Here is an 18,135-nt window from a genome sequence, read left to right as displayed (position 1 = left end):
CAAAAATACGGATAATATTTATTCGTGTATTTCAATTTAAATTAAAAAAATACTACCTTTCAATATGATTCGGTTAAAAAGATTATAATGACGGTTGAAGAAGTACAAAATGAAAATCAGAAAAAGGAATTTTTAGAATTTCCGGCCAGACTTTATCAACATGACAAAAATTATATCAGGCCTTTGGATAAAGACATTGAAGCTGTTTTTAATCCTTCCAGAAATAAGTTCTTCAGAAACGGAGAATGTGCAAGATTTTTATTCAAAAATGAAAATAATGAAACGGTAGGAAAAACAGCCGTTTTTGTAAGTAATCTTTATACACAAAATCAACCGACAGGCGGAATCGGTTTTTTCGATTGTATCGAGGATCAGGAAACAGCCGATTTCATATTTGATTATTGTAAAAAGTGGCTTCAGGAAAGAGGGATGGAAGCCATGGACGGGCCCATCAATTTCGGGGAAAGGGATAAATTCTGGGGATTGCTGATCGACGGATTTGCAGAGCCTTTGTACGGAATGAACTATAATTTCCCATACTATAAAGAGCTTTTTGAAAACTACGGCTTTAAAATCTATTTTGAACAATTGTGTTTTTCAAGGCCTATTTTTGCAGAGGTTTCAAGGGTTTTTACGATAATGCACGCTAAGCACAGCAGGAATCCTGCAATTTCGGCAAGACCAATGAAAAAGGACCATTTAGAAAAATTTGCAAAGGATTTTACTGAAGTTTACAATAAAGCATGGTTTTCTCATGGGGAAGGTAAGGAAATGAATGAAGCCAAAGTTCTCAAAATGTTTAATATGATGAAGCCGATCATCAATGAGCATATTTCATGGTTTGTGTATGAAAATGAAAAACCGATTGCCATGTGGATGAATCTCCCCGACCTCAATCAATGGATTAAATATCTCAATGGTAAATTCGGGTGGCTCGAAAAGCTGAAATATATCTGGTATAAAAAGCGCAAGATGAATGAGAAAATGGTAGGTCTGGTGTTTGGCGTTGTCCCTGAATGGCAAAAAAAGGGAATTGACGGCTACATGATCTGGGAAGGAACCCAGCATATCAGAAAGCATACTGACTTTACCACGACAGAGCTTCAGTGGATCGGTGATTTTAATCCGAAAATGATCAAAATTGCAGAAAATCTTGATACTACCGTTACGAGAAAGCTAGCTACTTACCGATATTTATTTGACCGGAACAAAGAGTTTGAAAGGCATCCGATTCTATAAAACAAAAATCCCTGCTAATTAAATTAACAGGGATCCTTTCATTTCTCCTCTACTTTTTATTTAAAATAATTCTCCCGCCACTTTTTTAATGTTATCACTTTTACCCATCGAATAAAAATGTAAAACCGGAACTCCGAAATCAAGGAGTTCTTTGCATTGATTAATTGCCCACTCAATGCCGATCTGTTTTACGGCATCATTATTTTTGGCATTTTCCACCTCATTGATCAGCTCTTCCGGCAGATCGATCTTAAATACCTGTGGTAAAAGTTTCAGATGCCTTTTTGTTGCGATAGGCTTAATTCCCGGAATGATAGGAATGGTAATACCCATTTCCCTGGCTTTCTGAACAAATTCCATGAATTTTTTATTGTCGAAAAACATTTGGGTAACAATGTAATCGGCACCTGCATCTACTTTTTGTTTCAGCCATTTTAAATCATAATTCATGGATGGGGCTTCAATATGTTTTTCAGGATAACCGGCCACACCGATACAGAATTTATTAAGCTCGTCACATTCCTGCCCTTCATTATGAAGATATTTTCCGCGCCCCAGATCATTGATCTGATGTACCAGGTCCATTGCGCTGGCATGTCCTCCCTGGGTTGGCTCAAAATACTGATGTCCCTTCATGGCATCCCCACGAAGCGCCATTACATTATCAATTCCGAGGTACATACAGTCGACGAGAAGATATTCGGTTTCTTCTTTTGTAAACCCGCCACAAAGCAAATGCGGAACGGTATCTACGTTATATTTATGCTGAATGGCAGCACATATTCCAAGGGTACCGGGACGCATTCTTGTGATCCGTCTTTCCACCAAACCATTGCCTTTATCCAGATAGATATATTCTTCTCTGGAAGTCGTCACATCTATAAAAGGTGGCTTAAATTCCATCAAAGGATCTATATTGGTGTATAAATCCTCAATACCGATCCCTTTCTGAGGCGGAACAACTTCTAATGAGAATAATGTTTTCCCGTTTGCATTTTTTATATGTTCTGTAATCTTCATTTTATATTTTAGTTGAATGTTAAAAGTTGATCGTTGGGAGTTTTAACTTGTAAACAAATTCTCAATGATCAACTACACACTTTTCTTAATCTGCTAAATTGGGTGACAGCCATTTTCTGGCTTCCTGAATGCTGCAACCTCTTCTGTCTGCATAATCCTTAAGCTGGTCTTCTGTAATTTTTCCAAGTCCGAAATATTTGGCGTGCGGGCTTCCGAAATAATATCCGGAAACTGATGCTGTAGGATACATCGCTAAACTTTCTGTCAGGAATACGCCTATGTTCTCTTCTACCTTTAAAAGATCCCAGATGGTTTTCTTTTCCAAATGATCAGGGCAGGCCGGATATCCCGGAGCCGGACGAATTCCTTTATATTTTTCTGCAATTAAATCTTCATTGCTAAGATCTTCCTGATTGGCATATCCCCAATATTCCGTTCTTACTTTTTTATGTAAAAATTCAGCGTAGGCTTCCGCAAATCTGTCGGCAAGCGCTTTTACCATGATAGAATTGTAGTCGTCATTTGCTTTTTCATATTCTGCAGATAATTCATCGGTCCCGAAACCTGTCGTTACACAAAAAGCACCCACATAGTCGGTCTTGCCGGAAGCCTGAGGAGCAATAAAATCGCTTAATGCCAGATATTCTTTTCCTTTTGATTTCTGAACCTGCTGTCTTAAGGTCAAAAACTTAGCTTTTTCCTCACCGTTTTCATCAAAAAGGATAATATCATCCGTTTCGTTTGAATTGGCTTTAAAAACTCCGAAGATAGCTTTCGCTGTTAATAATTTTTCATCAAGAATCTTTTTCAAAATCACCTGTGCATCTTTGAACAATTCTTTGGACTGAGTTCCTACGACCTCATCTTCTAAAATATTAGGATATTTCCCATGCAGATCCCAGCTTCTGAAGAAGGGTGACCAGTCGATAAACGGAACAAGCTCATTCAAGTCCTGATCCTGAAAAATCTTTATTCCTACATTGTTCGGTGTGAAAATTTCTTCATTTTCCCAGTCGATTGTAAAATGATTTTTCCTTGCTTCTTCAATAGAAACATATTCTTTATCAACCTGTCTGTTCAGAAACTTTTCACGGAAATCCGAGTATTCAACCTTCAGATCGTCAACATATTCTTTATTTCTGTCTCCCAGTAAGGAGCTTACCACATTTACCGCTCTGGATGCATCATTGACGTGAACAACTGCATTTTTATATTTTAAATCGATTTTCACTGCGGTATGTGCTTTTGAAGTGGTAGCACCACCGATCAGCAAAGGAAAATCGAGGTTCTGTCTTTCAAGTTCGGCTGCGATATACACCATTTCATCTAAACTCGGTGTAATCAACCCGCTTAAACCAATCACATCTACTTTTTCCTCAATAGCAGTCTGGATAATTTTTTCTGCAGGAACCATTACGCCAAGGTCTACGATTTCATAATTGTTACAACCTAAAACTACACTTACAATATTTTTACCGATATCATGAACGTCTCCTTTTACCGTAGCCATCAGAATTTTCCCATTGGCTGGTCTTGAACCGTCTTTTTCAGCTTCAATAAATGGTTGCAGATAAGCAACCGCCTTTTTCATTACCCTTGCAGATTTCACTACCTGTGGCAAAAACATTTTCCCGCTTCCGAATAAATCTCCTACAACGCCCATTCCCGTCATCAGATTGATTTCAATGACATGTAACGGTTTTTCAGCCTGCTTTCTGGCTTCTTCCACGTCTTCTTCAATAAAGCGGTCAATACCTTTTACAAGGGCGTGGGTAATTCTGTCCTGTAAAGGGTGGGTTCTCCATTCGAGGTCTTCAACTTTTTCTTTTTTGACCGATTTATGTTTTTCAGAATAATCTAAAAGCCTTTCTGTAGCATCTTCGTGTTGATCAAGGATAACATCTTCTACAAGGCCTAACAGCTCTTTATTAATTTCATCATAAACTTCCAGCATTGCAGGGTTTACAATTCCCATATTCATTCCGGCCTGGATAGCGTGATAAAGGAAAACCGAGTGCATTGCCTCTCTCACCGTATCATTTCCACGGAAAGAGAATGAAACATTACTTACTCCGCCACTTACAGATGCATAGGGAAGATTTTGTCTTACCCATCTTGTTGCTTCGATAAAATCTATTGCGTTTCTTCTGTGCTCTTCCATGCCTGTTGCAACCGGGAAAATATTCAGGTCGAAAATGATATCTTCTGCAGGAAAATCCAGTTGATTGACCAGTATATCATAAGAACGTTTTGAAATTTCGATTCTTCGTTCGTAGGTATCGGCCTGCCCGGCTTCGTCAAATGCCATGACAATGACCGCTGCACCATATCTTTTAATGGCTTTTGCCTGTTTTATAAATTCTTCTTCACCGCCTTTTAAACTGATAGAATTTACGACAGATTTTCCCTGAACTACCTGTAATCCGGCTTCCAGAATTTCCCATTTTGAGGAATCGATCATGATCGGAATCCTGGAAATATCGGGTTCGGAGGCAATAAGGTTCAGGAATTTGATCATGGAAGCTTTTCCATCAATTAATCCGTCATCAAAGTTGACATCAAGAATCTGCGCTCCACCTTCAACCTGATGGCGTGCAATATCCAGGGCTTCAGCAAATTTCTCTTCTTTTATTAATCTTAAAAATTTTTTGGAACCGGCAACGTTAGTTCTTTCACCAACATTGATGAAATTACTTTCCGGCGTTATAATAAGAGGCTCCAGCCCCGACAATCTCAAATACTTCATCAATTTTATTCTTCTAAAATATAATATGCATTGTTTGCATTTTGCCTAAGCAAATCCACATGTTTTCCCAAGGCTGTAAAAATCGGATACCTTTTGTAAGACAGGTGATGTTCTTTTGCAAATCTTTCTATTTCTTCTGTGATCTCATTGTAATACATATAGCTGTAATTCGGGAATAAATGGTGTGCCACATGGAAATTAAAATTCCCTAATACATTTCTCACAAACCAGTTGTTCTCTGCCAGATCATTGGTTACTTCAAACTGATGCTGCAGCCAGCTGAACGGAAGTCCGTTTTTCTCATCCAGTCTCGGAAAAGCATTATCAGGAAGCGGATGCAAAGGCAATAAAACAAACAAAGCAAAAATACTTGCTGCAATTACCTGTAAAGCCCACGCTCCCAAAGCCAAACCCAATGAAACTTTGAAAAACAGAACCGGAACTGCAATCTGGTAAAAGAAATAGAACAGTTTATAACTCACCATTTTTATTTTTTCTTTCACCGGAATTGCTCCCTGGGTTTTTAAAATCACTCTTTCATGATCGAAAAAGTCTCTGAAATCCCTTATAAACATCCAATTAAACAGATATAAAGGATAAACCAGAAAGAAAAACAGGTGTTGGTATTTCTGTACTCCTTTTGCTTTGATCCAAGGAACGATTAACAGCAAACCGCTCTGCTCAATGTCTGTATCCCATCCGTCCACATTCGGGTAGGCATGATGGCTTGCAATATGTCTTTTTTTCCAGATATACGAATTGGCACCAATGAAATCAAAAATGTGCAGGATCAACCCGTTCAGCTTTTTACTTTTATAAATATTATTATGAGCTGCTTCATGGATTAGATTCAAATAGATCAGTACCAGTGAAATTCCCATTAAAATGAAACAGGAAATATAAACCCATGAGATTTCTGCATTGTAAACCGCTAAAAAATAAAGCACGAAATAGATCAAAGGCAATATCACTGCTTTGATCTTAATATAAATATCTCTGTTTTCCGGGATAGCTTCCACTCTGGCGTTCACTTTTTTTCTTAATTCATTAAACAGTTTTGTTTTATCAGCATTTTTTGAGTAACTAGGCTTTTCCATTATATTTAAATTTTGTGATTTATTTAAAAATAACATTAAAAACTTAATTTTTTCCTCAAATTCAATTCAAAAAATCTATCAAATCAGACAAATCTCTTCAATTTTCTTGGCGAATATTCTTTCACCAGGTCAGCAATAGCTTTGATATGATCGGGAGTTGTTCCGCAACATCCGCCGATAATATTGATTAATCCTTTCTCCACATACTCTTTAATCTGCTCTGCCATAAATTCAGGGGTTTCATCATATTTTCCGAAAGCATTGGGCAATCCCGCATTCGGATAAGCTGAAACATAAAACTCAGCATTATGGGCCAGTGTTTCTAAATAAGGAGTGAGCTGATTTGCTCCCAAAGCACAGTTAAAGCCTACACTTAATAAATTCAGATGGGAAACCGAAATTAAAAACGCTTCTGCAGTCTGCCCGCTCAGTGTTCTTCCCGAAGCATCCGTAATCGTTCCTGAAACCATGATCGGAATTTTAATACCTCTTTCATCCTGAATCTCATCGATAGCAAATAAGGCGGCTTTTGCATTTAACGTATCGAAAATTGTTTCGACCAGTAAAATATCAGCACCACCATCCAATAAAGCTTCGGATTGTTGTTTATAAGCAATTCTCAGTTCATCAAAAGTAATCGCACGATAACCGGGATCATTAACATCCGGACTTAAACTTGCGGTTCTGTTGGTAGGCCCGATCGCACCTGCTACAAATCTCGGTTTCTCAGGATTTTTTGCGGTGAACTCATCACAGGCTTTCCTTGCAATTTTTGCCGATTCGTAGTTCAGCTCATAAACCAGATCCTCCATATGATAATCTGCCATAGCAATGGTAGTTCCGGAGAATGTATTGGTTTCAATAATATCAGCGCCTGCTTCCAGGTATTTTTTATGAACCTCTTCAATCGCGGCAGGCTGTGTCAACGAAAGCAGATCATTATTTCCTTTTACCGGATGCTCCCAATCTTTGAAACGCTCCCCCCGATAATCTTCTTCCTCGAATTTATATCGCTGGAGCATGGTTCCCATTGCACCGTCAAGGACCAGAATCCTCTTCTCCAGTTGAGCGTTGAGAGCTAAGAGTTGAGAGTTGTGTATATTATTTTTCATTTTCTATCTTTTTATTTCCAATGATGTAACTCATCGTTGTATAGGATTTTATCCTACCCTTTGTTAAATTGTTCCTTCAGGACTTTTCCAATTTATTTCAAACCAATAATAATTATTCCAGTGCTTGCTTCAGATCGGCGATGACGTCTTCCACATTTTCCAGACCTACTGAGCAACGTACGAGACCGGCTGTAATTCCTACTTCATTTCTTTCTTCATCTGTTAATTTTGAATGGGTTGTAGAGGCCGGATGGGTTACAATTGTTCGTGTATCGCCAAGATTTGCTGAAAGGGAACACATTTTGATTTTATCTAAAAACTTTCTTCCGCCTTCAATTCCACCTTTTATTTCAAAGGCAACTATATTTCCACCCAGTTTCATTTGTTTTTTTGCAATCTGATAACTTGGATGGGATGGTAAGAATGGGTATTTTACAAACTCAACATTCGGATGGCTTTCCAGGAATTCAGCCACTTTCAATGCATTTTCACAATGCTTTTCTACACGGATGGCTAGTGTTTCCAAACTTTTTGACAAAACCCAGGCATTGAATGGTGACATGGCCGGCCCGGTATTTCTTGCAAAAAGATAAATTTCTCTTATTAAATCTTCTCTTCCTACTGCTACTCCTCCTAAAACTCTTCCTTGTCCGTCAATTAATTTTGTTGCAGAATGTACCACAATATCAGCTCCGTATTTAATCGGCTGCTGAAGATAAGGGGTTGCAAAACAGTTATCTACTATAAAGATAAGGTTGTGCTTCTTAGCAATCTGTCCGAAAAACTCAAGATCCAGAATTTCTATGGCCGGGTTGGTAGGCGTTTCCAGATATAAAATCTTTGTATTCGGCTGAATATATTTTTCAACGTTTTCTGAGTCTTCGGCTTTGAAATAAGTGGTTTCAATATTCCATTTCGGGAAATACTTCGTAAATAAAGTATGGGTAGAACCAAAAACCGACTGACAGCTTACGATATGATCTCCTGCATTGAGCAGCGTTGCAAATGTTGAATAAATTGCAGCCATTCCCGTTGCAAAAGCATATCCGGCTTCCGCACCTTCCATTTTTGCAATTTTATCGGTGAATTCAGTGACATTGGGATTTGAGAATCTGCTGTATAAATTTTTAGGTTTTTCTTCAGCAAAGCTGGCTCTCATATCTTCCGCATCCTGAAAAATAAAACTGGATGTAAGGTATAATGGTGTAGAATGTTCGTCAAACTGTGACCTTTCAGTTTGAGTCCTTATTGCAAAGGTTTCAAAATTTTCCATATAGTTTTAATTTTCCAATGTAACAGTGTATCAATGAGATTCTTCATTTCACGTCGTTCCATTTAGAATGACAGCAGTTGAATCATTGGTAAACTGTTACATTGTTATATTGTTACATTGATCTTATTATTTTGTTTCGCTTACTCTTAAAATATCTCCGAAAACACCTCTTGCAGTGACCTGTGCTCCGGCTCCGGCTCCCATAATGACAATCGGATTTTCTCCATAACTTTCCGTATAGATTTCAAAAATTGAATCTGAACCTTTCAACTGTCCTAATGCAGAACTTGCAGGAACGGAAATAAGTTTTACATCAAGCTCCCCTTTTTCTTCCTGTAAATCTCCATGCAGATCGCCAACATACCTTAAGACATGGCCGGGTTTCTGATTTTCTTTGATCTTTTGATATTCGTCATTCAATTCATCCAGTCTTGAAAGGAATTCCGGCTTAGAAACTGAAAGCAAACTTTCAGGAACCAGATTTTGAATATTAATATCTTCAAATTCATTAATCAGGTCTAATTCTCTTGCCAGAATCAACAGCTTTCTTGCCACATCATTTCCTGATAAATCTTCTCTCGGATCCGGTTCGGTGTATCCTTTTTCCAAAGCTTCATTGATAATTGTTGAAAACTTATCATTTCTTAAGGAAAAATTATTAAAAACATAACTTAATGTACCTGAGAAAACCCCTTTGATCCTTGTAATATTCTCTCCGGAAAGGTGTAATAATTTTATCGTATCAATTAAAGGCAGCCCTGCTCCAACATTGGTTTCATACAGATATCTTCTGTTGTTTTTGCTCAACGTATATCTTAGTTTACGGTATTCTTCAATCGGGAGTGTATTGAAAATTTTATTGGAAGAAACGAGGTCGAATCCGTTTTCTGCCAGAGCATGATAATTTTTAACAAAATCCTTGCTTGCCGTATTATCTACTACAATAAGATTTTCGAGTTGGTTTTCCTTTGAGAAATTAATCAGTTCTTCTACATTCGATGGACTTTCTGCTAATTGAACCTCATCACTCCACTGGGCACCAAATCCTTTTTTATTGAAAGCAATTTTTCTGGAATTGGCAACTGCCACTACTTTAAGATCGATCTTCTTACGTCTTTTAATTTCGTCCGAAGATTGTAAAACCTGATCAATTAACGTTTTTCCAACATTTCCGTGTCCTATAATTGCCAGATGAACGGTTTTCGGCTTTTTAGATATTTCTGATTCGATGATATTTTTAGTTTTCTCATCTTGTGAAGAGGTTACAACAATATTGACACGCTTTTCGCTTGCAATCTGATTTAAAAGCAACGGAAAAACATTATTTCTCGCCAGCTCTGCAAGAATTTTATTAAAATCTTCCGCCACAAACCCCAGTACGGACACATTGTTAATACTATAAATCTGGGAAACTTTCCCTGATCTTCTTTCCGGCTCAAATTCGTCAATCAGACAATTAACCGCTTTTTCAGAATCGCTTTCCTGAACCAGAATAGAGATCCCGTTTTCAATTGCCTGCTGGGAAATTACCCCAACACTGATTCGCGCCAAAGTAAGCGCTTTAAAAATTCTTCCGTCAATACCGATTTCTCCCAAGAAATCTTCTCCTTCAAATTTGATGATTGATCTGTTTTTTAAAAACTTTATCTCGTTAACATTTTTCATCTTCTATACAATATTTTTTATATTTTTTATGATATTATTTAATTGTTTGTATTCCATTAGAAAGGCATCATGCCCATGAATTGATTTGATCTCGTGATAGAAAACATCTTCTTTTTTTCGCTTCAGCTTTTCAAAACACATTCGGATTTCAGAAGCAGGGAAAAACAGGTCTGTATCTACAGAGATCATGTGCATTCGTGCAACTATTTTCTCCAATCTCTTTTCATCGGTATTAATATTCATCAGTAAATGATTCATGAGCTTATATGATTTTAAACTAAACCTTTCGTTTAAAGCATTTCCATGATACATCAGCCAATCTTCTGATTCGAGCTGCTGTTTTTCCTGATTGTATTTATTTTGAAATCTGTCGTTTAAAGACTGAGGTGTTCTGTAACACAGCATCGCATGAATTCTGGCTTTCTGCAGGGGCTCATCATTTCCGTTCAATAAAAATTTCTGAACCAGACATTGTGCGTGAAGCCAGTCGTGAGTTTTAAAATCGCAGGCAATAGGAATAAAAATTTCAGCAAGGTGTGGCTTTTTCGCCAGCATTTCCCAGCCGATACCACCTCCCAATGAGCCTCCGATAATGGCATACAGGTTTTTTACAGAAAGAATTTCAAGGCCTTTTAAAAATATACCGGCAATATCTGAAGGCGTGAAATCTTCATATTCATCAATTAAAAAATCATCATAGCCGTTTCCGGGAATATTGAAGCACAAAACGGTATATTTTTTCGTATCGATTACCTGATCTTCTCCAATCAGCTGTTTCCACCAGCCTTTTTCTCCGGAAACATTTGAGTTTCCGGTTAAAGCGTGATTCACCAGAATAATTGGGGCTGTAAACAGATCCTTCCCGAAAAGCTGATAGCTCAACGGGATATTGTATTCCTTTCGGGAACCGGTTTGATATGAAAAATTAATATGTTTAAGTTCTGCTTCCAATTCTATTATATTTTTATAACACAATTGAAAATGCCACGAGAAATGGCTGAAAAGAACTTCAGTAAGTTATCTGTCCAAAATAAAATTATTTGGTAGAACGTAGCACCTTCTTCGCTTGCACAAAGGGTTGCTAAGGTTTCACAGGGTCTAATCCCTCAACCTTTCTTGATAACATTTTCAATATTTGAATGAACGAATGGTGCAAAGATAGTTTTTTTCTTTTAATTATTTACAAAAATTTAATTTATTCTCGAAACTCCTCTAAACATAAGACATTGAAGGCTATGTTAAGGATTTTTCAGATTCGGAAAATTGGAATTATTTTCCAAAAAAACTACCTTCGTACTGAAAAATGGTGAAATATGATTGCTGAAAAACAAAGATTACAAGATAATAACTGGAAAAACTGGGGGCCTTACGTAAGCAACAGGCAGTGGGGAAATGTACGTGAAGATTACAGCCCAAACGGCAATGCCTGGAACTTCGCCAATCACAATAATGCAGAAAGCTATACCTACCGGTGGGGAGAGGAGGGCATCGCCGGAATTTCGGATGTGAAACAACTTTTCTGCTTTGCGCTTTCGTTCTGGAACAAGAAAGATAAGATGGTAAAGGAGCGTTTCTTCGGACTAAGCAATCCTCAGGGAAATCACGGAGAAGACATTAAAGAAATCTTCTATTACCTTGATAATACGCCTACTCACAGCTATATGAAAATGGTGTACAAATATCCGATTAATGAGTTTCCTTATGATCATCTTATTATTGAAAACGGAAACCGTACCAAGAAAGAACCGGAATTTGAGCTTATAGACACCGGCATTTTTGACGACAATGAATATTTTGATATTTTCATTGAATACTGTAAAGCGGATCATAATGATATTTTAGTAAGAGTAACAGTCTGTAACAGAAGCCAGAAGGATGCCCCGATTGTGGTGGCACCTACAGTCTGGTTCCGGAATAACTGGAAATGGGGTTACAATACTTACAAAGCCCAGATGAATGCGTCTTATGAGGGCTGTATTGATATTAACCATGACAGTATTTCCATTAAAAAATTCTATTCCAGAAATCTCAATACGGAAAGTGTTTTTTGTGAGAATGAAACCAATACTCCAAAATTATACGGATCTCCATATCCGGGAAATACTTATTTTAAGGATGGAATCAACGATTATATCATTTACGGAAGCAATACTGTTAATCCTGAAAAAAGAGGAACGAAAGCTTCTTTTTTAATTGATGAAATTATTGAAGCAGGACAATCCAAAACTTTTGACTTCAGATTATCGCCCAATGAAACGGATGAACCTTTTCAATATTTTGATGAAATCTTTAATACAAGGATTGCTGAAGCCAATGAATTTTATATTGAGGTACAACATGACGTAACGAGTGATGATGAAAAGAATGTTCAGCGTCAGGCTTTTGCCGGATTGCTCTGGAATAAGCAGTTTTACCATTACAATGTAGGAAAATGGCTGAAAGGTGACCCTAATTTTGAAGCTCCCAGGGATTTCAACAATTATGTAAGAAATACGGAATGGAATCACATGCACAATAAGGATATTATTTCTATGCCCGATAAATGGGAATATCCGTGGTATGCGACCTGGGACCTGGCTTTTCATTGTGTACCTTTTGCTATTATTGATGCTGAATTTGCCAAAAACCAGCTTCTTTTGCTGACCAAAGAATGGTATATGCATCCCAACGGGCAGCTTCCTGCTTATGAATGGAATCTGAGTGATGTGAATCCGCCTGTACATGCATGGTCCTGTTTCCGGGTTTTTAAGATTGATGAAAAAACCAATGGAAAACCTGATTTATTATTTCTGGAAAAAGTTTTTCAAAAACTGCTGCTCAATTTTACATGGTGGGTTAACAGAAAGGATAAAAACGGTAAAAATATTTTCGGAGGCGGTTTCTTAGGTCTTGATAACATCGGTGCTTTTGACCGTAATATGATCTTAAAAGACGGCCAGTATCTTGAGCAAGCCGACGGAACAAGCTGGATGGCCATGTATGCACTGAATATGATGCGTATCGCCATGGAGCTTGCCCAGTATTATCAGGTATATGAGGATATGGCCATTAAGTTTTTTGAGCATTACCTGTATATCGCGGAAGCGATGGAAAATCTGGGTGATGGAAAGGAAGGCTTATGGAATGAAGAAGACGGATTTTTCTACGATGTATTACAATTAGGAAATGGTGAAAGTGCTTCGTTAAAGCTCAGAAGTATCGTCGGGCTGATTCCTATGTTTGCCGTGGAAATTATCGATCACAGCTTGCTGGAGAAAATGCCTAATTTCAAAATAAGAATGGAGTGGGTTTTAAAAAACAAGCCGGAGCTTACCAAACTGGTTTCTCATTGGGATGAAGAAGGTCGCGGAAGAAAACATTTAATGAGTATCCTTCGTAAAAACAGGCTAACAAAAGTTTTAACGAGAATGCTTGATGAAAAGGAATTTTTAAGTTCTTACGGAATCAGGGCCATGTCTAAAGTATATGAAGAAAACCCGTTTGTATTCTCTGTTCACGGTAATGAAAATGTGGTGTATTATACGCCTGCAGAAAGTGACAGCAGAATGTTCGGTGGCAACAGTAACTGGAGAGGCCCGATCTGGTTTCCGATCAATTTCCTGATTGTGGAAAGTTTACAGCGTTTCCATTTTTACTATGGCAACAGTTTAAAAGTGGAGCTGCCGACAGGAAGCGGAGATAAGAGAAACCTTGATGAAGTTGCCCAGAATATAAGCAGCAGGCTTTGTTCTATATTTCTAAAGGATGAGAACGGGCAGAGAGCTTTTAACGGCGGAAATATAAAGTTTAATCACGATGAGCATTTTAAAGATTATATTACATTCTTCGAATATTTCCATGGGGATAATGGCCGCGGAGTCGGAGCTTCCCATCAAACCGGATGGACAGCCACTGTCGCCAAACTGATGAAACCAAGATTGACATTATAATACAAGCCTCCTCCGGGAGGTTTTTTTATTACAGACAGTCATTATTATTTTGAGAAATAATCAACAAGATCAAATCGGGATTTCAACAAACCCACACAATCCAACTTTTTAATATAAATTTAATAACATTTTATCAGTTATTGTAAATTATTTTTATAATAATATTTATCTTAGCATTACAAACTAAAAAAGTGTCCAATGAAAGAAAAACTACTATCTGTGGCATGCCTGGTATTTTCAGGGATGTTCATCAATCAAATTAACGCTCAGGAATATCAGCCTGTTTCAATCCAGAGTGGATTTAATGCTGATGTTATTGCAAACGGAGTGGGAACTTCAGCCAGTTCTACAACCAATGATGTAGATGGCGTAAACTATGCTTTTGTATCAAGAGATTTCCAGCTTACTTCATCCAGTACACCTCTTACTTACGGTTTACCGGTGAATGGTATCATCAACTCGGCTGTAGGATCAACTTCCGGGTTAAGCTACCAACTGGCTTCTTACAGTGGAAATAATGCTCTGAGATTACAAAATACCGGTGATTCGGGAACACTTACTTTCTCTACTCCTATCCAGGCTTTAAACCTTTATATGGTGGCTACCGGAGGAAGTGGGGCTTGTACTGTGGATGTTACGGTAAATTTCTCTGACGCAACAACACAGACGTTTACAGGGATCAGCATATCCGACTGGTATGGTGGTTCCAACTATGCCATTCAGGGTATTGGTCGTATTAATCTCACCAATGACGCTCTGGAATCCGGAAATGGAACTAACCCAAGATTATACCAGATCCCCTTAGCAATTGATGCAGCGAACCAGGCAAAAAACATACAAAGTGTTACGGTAGTTAAAACAGGAACCGGGGGTATTCCAAATATTTTTGCATTTGCTGCAGATGTATATAGTTCTTGCCCGGCTCCAACCAATATTACCTATACTTCTACAATGGACGGAGCAACTTTTAACTGGACGGCTCCGGCAACGGCTCCTTCATCGGGATATGATTATTATTACAGCACTACCACCACTCCGCCTACGACGACTACAACTCCGACAGGAACTGTAGGTGCAGGGGTTACAACAGTTGCACTCAACGGCTTGGCAACAGGACAAACTTTTTATTTCTGGGTAAGATCTAATTGTGGCAGCTCACAAGGTTTCTGGAAAATGAAAGAATTTGCTACAGGCCAGATTTCTGAAACGTATACTGCGGGAGATATTAATACCATGTTTAACAGTGGTACGCCAGATGTAACGGCAACCACAAACTGTCCCGGAACCCTTACCGTAAATGTTCCTGCCGGATATAAAATTAAATCAACCAACGTTTCCTATACAATGACCACAGCCGGAAACGGATGGATGGCTGAACAAAAAAGCTTACTGGTCTGTCTGAATAACAATATTACAGAACCTTCCGTTACTTCAGGATCGGGATCAACAGGCGGAACATTCTCATACAACAGAGCCAATTTAACGTTAGCGAATGATCTTACCGGTACTGTAAACTTTGAGCTAAGAGCATGGAGAACCTATGGCGGATCTGACTGTAATGCCGACTATAATAAAGTTGACAATAACACTTTCAAGGTTACGGTAACTTTAGAGCCTGTTGCTTTGGGAGTCAATGAAGTGGTTAAAGAGAAAGAACGAGTGGCTTATCCTAATCCTTTCAGTGATGCATTGCATATTGAAAATGCTACCAATATAAAACGTGTTTCCGTTACCGACCTTTCCGGAATTACGGTAAGAACGATTGATAATCCTTCATCAACATTGCATTTAGGAGATATCAAATCCGGAATTTATATCTTAACATTAACGATGAAAGACGGTTCGGTGAAGAGTTCAAAAATGATTAAAAAATAATCCAAATATATATTTTACACTCATCATTTTTTATTAACGCAAAGCTCTTAAAATCCTGCTGCTATATTTAATTTAAGAAAAGCAAAGAAAAAGCAGCAACGCTGCTATGAAGAATTCTTTTGAAATCTATTTTAATAGATTAAAAAACTTTGCTCATCTTAGATAGATCCAAGTCATCATTTTCTTTGCGATAAAAAACGATCAGAGAGGCAAGAAAAAATAAGTGTAAAATAGTATACGAACGATTATTGATAAACAAAAAACCGGATATTATATCCGGTTTTTTTATTTTAAAGGGTAAAAAATTAAATCTTTTCTCCATTGACAAAAACTTCATATCCTATTTCAACATTAGGTTCTAAAGTTTTGGAAACAGAACAGTATTTTTCAAAAGACAGCTGAGCTGCTTTAAGAGCTTTTTTCGGATCAATATTTCCTTCCAGAAGAAACTTTACCATAATGGATTTGAAGGGTTTTGCATCTTCAACAGGGATTCTTTCTCCTTCCACTTCTGCTTTAAACCCTGTAATTTCCTGGCGTTGCTTTTTTAAAATGGAAACCACGTCTATTCCACTGCATCCTGCTACGGCCATTAAAACGCTTTCCATAGGAGAAACGCCTTTGGCTCCCGGTTGTGAGGTATTATCCAAAAGAATTGAATTACCCTGAGAATTGGTACATTCAAATAAAAAATCGTCGTTGATTCTATTAAGTGTTATTTTCATTTTTAATTGATTAGATCGTTCCGGCTCTTCTTAATGTAATATTATCTTATTTTGCCCGTCGGAGCCGAAGTTTATTATTGATTAATTTCCTTGCAAAATTATAAAATTCCCCTCGCTTTTATCTCCAGATATTTATTGATAACATCGATATTTAAATTCTCGGGTAATGTATAAACGGTATAAATCCCATATTTACGAAGTTCCTGAATGATTAGTTTCTTTTCAAATTCAAATTTTTCTGCAATAATTTCATCATAAATTTCCTGCATATTTTCAGGATTTTTATGAATCAAAGTCTGAAGCTCGGCATTTTTGAAAAAGACAACTACTACTAAATGGTTTTTGGCCATTCCACGCAGGTATTTAAGCTGTCTGTTTAAGCCATCCAAGGTTTCAAAATTGGTAAACAGCAAGATGAGACTCCTTTGATTGATCGAATATTTTACATCCTGGTATAAACGGTTGAAATCACTTTCAAAGAAATTGGTTTTGACATTGTAAAGCGATTCTGAGATTTTTTTCAGTTGTCCGGATTTATTCTCGACAGCAATTTTATTTTCAGTTTTTTTCGAGAACGTCATCATTCCCGCGCGGTCCCCTTTTTTCAATATAATGTGTGATAACGCCATGGTAGCGTTGATAGAATAATCCAGGAGGCTTAATCCTTTAAAAGGCATTTTCATTGTTCTTCCGGTATCGATCAGCATAAATATACGTTGTGATTTTTCATCCTGAAACTGATTAACCATCAGACGATTGGTCTTTGAGGTAGCTTTCCAGTTGATGGTTCTGATATCATCTCCGGGAACATAGTCTTTGATCTGCTCAAATTCCATGGTATGCCCCAGTTTTCTTACTTTTTTGATTCCGCCCAATAAAAATTCACTTTGGAGAGCCATTAACTCATACTTTCTTAAATGAATAAAAGACGGGTAAGCCGGCAGCATTGCATCTTTCTGAAACCTGAATCGCTTTGAAATGAAACCAAGCGGAGAAGAAGCATAAACATTTAAATTTCCGAAATCATACTCCCCTCTTTCTTTAGGTTCCAGAATATATTGGAAATAGGTGTTTTTTCCTGGTTCAACCTGTTTCTTAATCAGAAAATCCCTCTTCTGAAACTGAAACGGAATTTCATCAATGATTTTTGTATTGATTTTAAAACTGTAATTATTTTTAACATCTACTTTTACCGGGTTTTCATCGCCGTTGGATAATTTTTCCGGCAGAATTCTCTGGGCCAAAACACCCTCTTTCTGTGTAAAAAGCAAAAGACCTTCTACCATTGCAGCAAGAAAACACAACAGCAATACAAGATGGGCAACAATCATAAAGAACGGAAAGAAAAATGCCAAAACATACAGTATCCCCACTCCTATGAGTGCAAAGAAAAAACGGGTATTGATGTATAGATTTTTCATTTTCAGATGGTAGATGGCAGGTTTTAGGTTTTA

At 37.6% G+C, this 18,135-nt stretch carries 12 protein-coding genes and 1 riboswitch; of the genes, 3 read left to right on the top strand and 9 right to left on the bottom strand.

Annotated elements, in window-relative coordinates; genetic code table 11:
• Positions 1 to 87: 87 nt before the first annotated feature.
• Complete coding sequence (locus AB8P06_RS03825) at positions 88 to 1,239, top strand: hypothetical protein (RefSeq protein ID WP_369838077.1); 1,152 nt, start codon at positions 88 to 90, stop codon at positions 1,237 to 1,239.
• Positions 1,240 to 1,299: 60 nt separating this feature from the next.
• Here the strand turns inward: AB8P06_RS03825 and metF are convergent, their stop codons facing one another.
• From metF to AB8P06_RS03790, 7 genes are all read right to left on the bottom strand, one after another.
• Entirely contained in the window at positions 1,300 to 2,259 is a 960-nt protein-coding gene (gene metF / locus AB8P06_RS03820; protein ID WP_369838074.1) for a methylenetetrahydrofolate reductase [NAD(P)H], read from the bottom strand.
• A gap of 85 nt (positions 2,260 to 2,344) precedes the next feature.
• Positions 2,345 to 5,005, bottom strand: coding sequence for a methionine synthase (gene metH, locus AB8P06_RS03815; RefSeq protein ID WP_369838072.1), 2,661 nt, complete (start codon positions 5,003 to 5,005; stop codon positions 2,345 to 2,347).
• A gap of 5 nt (positions 5,006 to 5,010) precedes the next feature.
• The gene (locus AB8P06_RS03810) at positions 5,011 to 6,102 is read right to left on the bottom strand and encodes a fatty acid desaturase family protein (protein WP_369838069.1); all 1,092 of its coding nucleotides are present in this window, start codon (positions 6,100 to 6,102) and stop codon (positions 5,011 to 5,013) included.
• A gap of 83 nt (positions 6,103 to 6,185) precedes the next feature.
• Positions 6,186 to 7,214 carry a homocysteine S-methyltransferase family protein gene (locus AB8P06_RS03805; RefSeq protein ID WP_369838067.1) on the bottom strand — a complete coding sequence of 343 codons (1,029 nt, stop codon included), beginning with the start codon at positions 7,212 to 7,214 and terminating at the stop codon, positions 6,186 to 6,188.
• Between the two features lie 112 nt (positions 7,215 to 7,326).
• Positions 7,327 to 8,487, bottom strand: coding sequence for an O-succinylhomoserine sulfhydrylase (locus AB8P06_RS03800; protein ID WP_369838064.1), 1,161 nt, complete (start codon positions 8,485 to 8,487; stop codon positions 7,327 to 7,329).
• 126 nt (positions 8,488 to 8,613) lie between these two features.
• A complete protein-coding gene (locus AB8P06_RS03795; protein ID WP_369838062.1) occupies positions 8,614 to 10,152 on the bottom strand; it encodes an ACT domain-containing protein in 1,539 nt (512 codons plus the stop codon).
• A gap of 3 nt (positions 10,153 to 10,155) precedes the next feature.
• Positions 10,156 to 11,103 (bottom strand): alpha/beta fold hydrolase, encoded by a 948-nt coding sequence (locus AB8P06_RS03790; protein WP_369838059.1) that lies wholly within the window; start codon positions 11,101 to 11,103, stop codon positions 10,156 to 10,158.
• Between the two features lie 63 nt (positions 11,104 to 11,166).
• A riboswitch (SAM riboswitch) is annotated at positions 11,167 to 11,278 on the bottom strand.
• Between the two features lie 187 nt (positions 11,279 to 11,465).
• Here AB8P06_RS03790 and AB8P06_RS03785 point away from each other — a divergent pair.
• Positions 11,466 to 14,081 carry an MGH1-like glycoside hydrolase domain-containing protein gene (locus AB8P06_RS03785; protein WP_369838056.1) on the top strand — a complete coding sequence of 872 codons (2,616 nt, stop codon included), beginning with the start codon at positions 11,466 to 11,468 and terminating at the stop codon, positions 14,079 to 14,081.
• Positions 14,082 to 14,279: 198 nt separating this feature from the next.
• The gene (locus AB8P06_RS03780; RefSeq protein ID WP_369838053.1) at positions 14,280 to 15,956 is read left to right on the top strand and encodes a T9SS type A sorting domain-containing protein; all 1,677 of its coding nucleotides are present in this window, start codon (positions 14,280 to 14,282) and stop codon (positions 15,954 to 15,956) included.
• Between the two features lie 305 nt (positions 15,957 to 16,261).
• Here AB8P06_RS03780 and AB8P06_RS03775 read toward each other — a convergent pair whose 3' ends face one another.
• Both AB8P06_RS03775 and AB8P06_RS03770 read right to left on the bottom strand, forming a co-directional pair.
• Positions 16,262 to 16,681, bottom strand: a complete 420-nt coding sequence (locus tag AB8P06_RS03775) for an OsmC family protein (protein ID WP_369838050.1) — start codon at positions 16,679 to 16,681, stop codon at positions 16,262 to 16,264.
• 98 nt (positions 16,682 to 16,779) lie between these two features.
• Positions 16,780 to 18,102, bottom strand: coding sequence for a DUF58 domain-containing protein (locus AB8P06_RS03770; RefSeq protein WP_369838048.1), 1,323 nt, complete (start codon positions 18,100 to 18,102; stop codon positions 16,780 to 16,782).
• Positions 18,103 to 18,135 lie beyond the last annotated feature (33 nt).

Origin of the sequence: Chryseobacterium tongliaonense (assembly GCF_041224435.1) — a bacterium.
Classification (GTDB): Bacteria; Bacteroidota; Bacteroidia; order Flavobacteriales; family Weeksellaceae; genus Chryseobacterium; species Chryseobacterium tongliaoense.
Note: the sequence above shows the minus strand (reverse complement) of the source record. Positions and strands in the feature narration are given on the sequence as shown.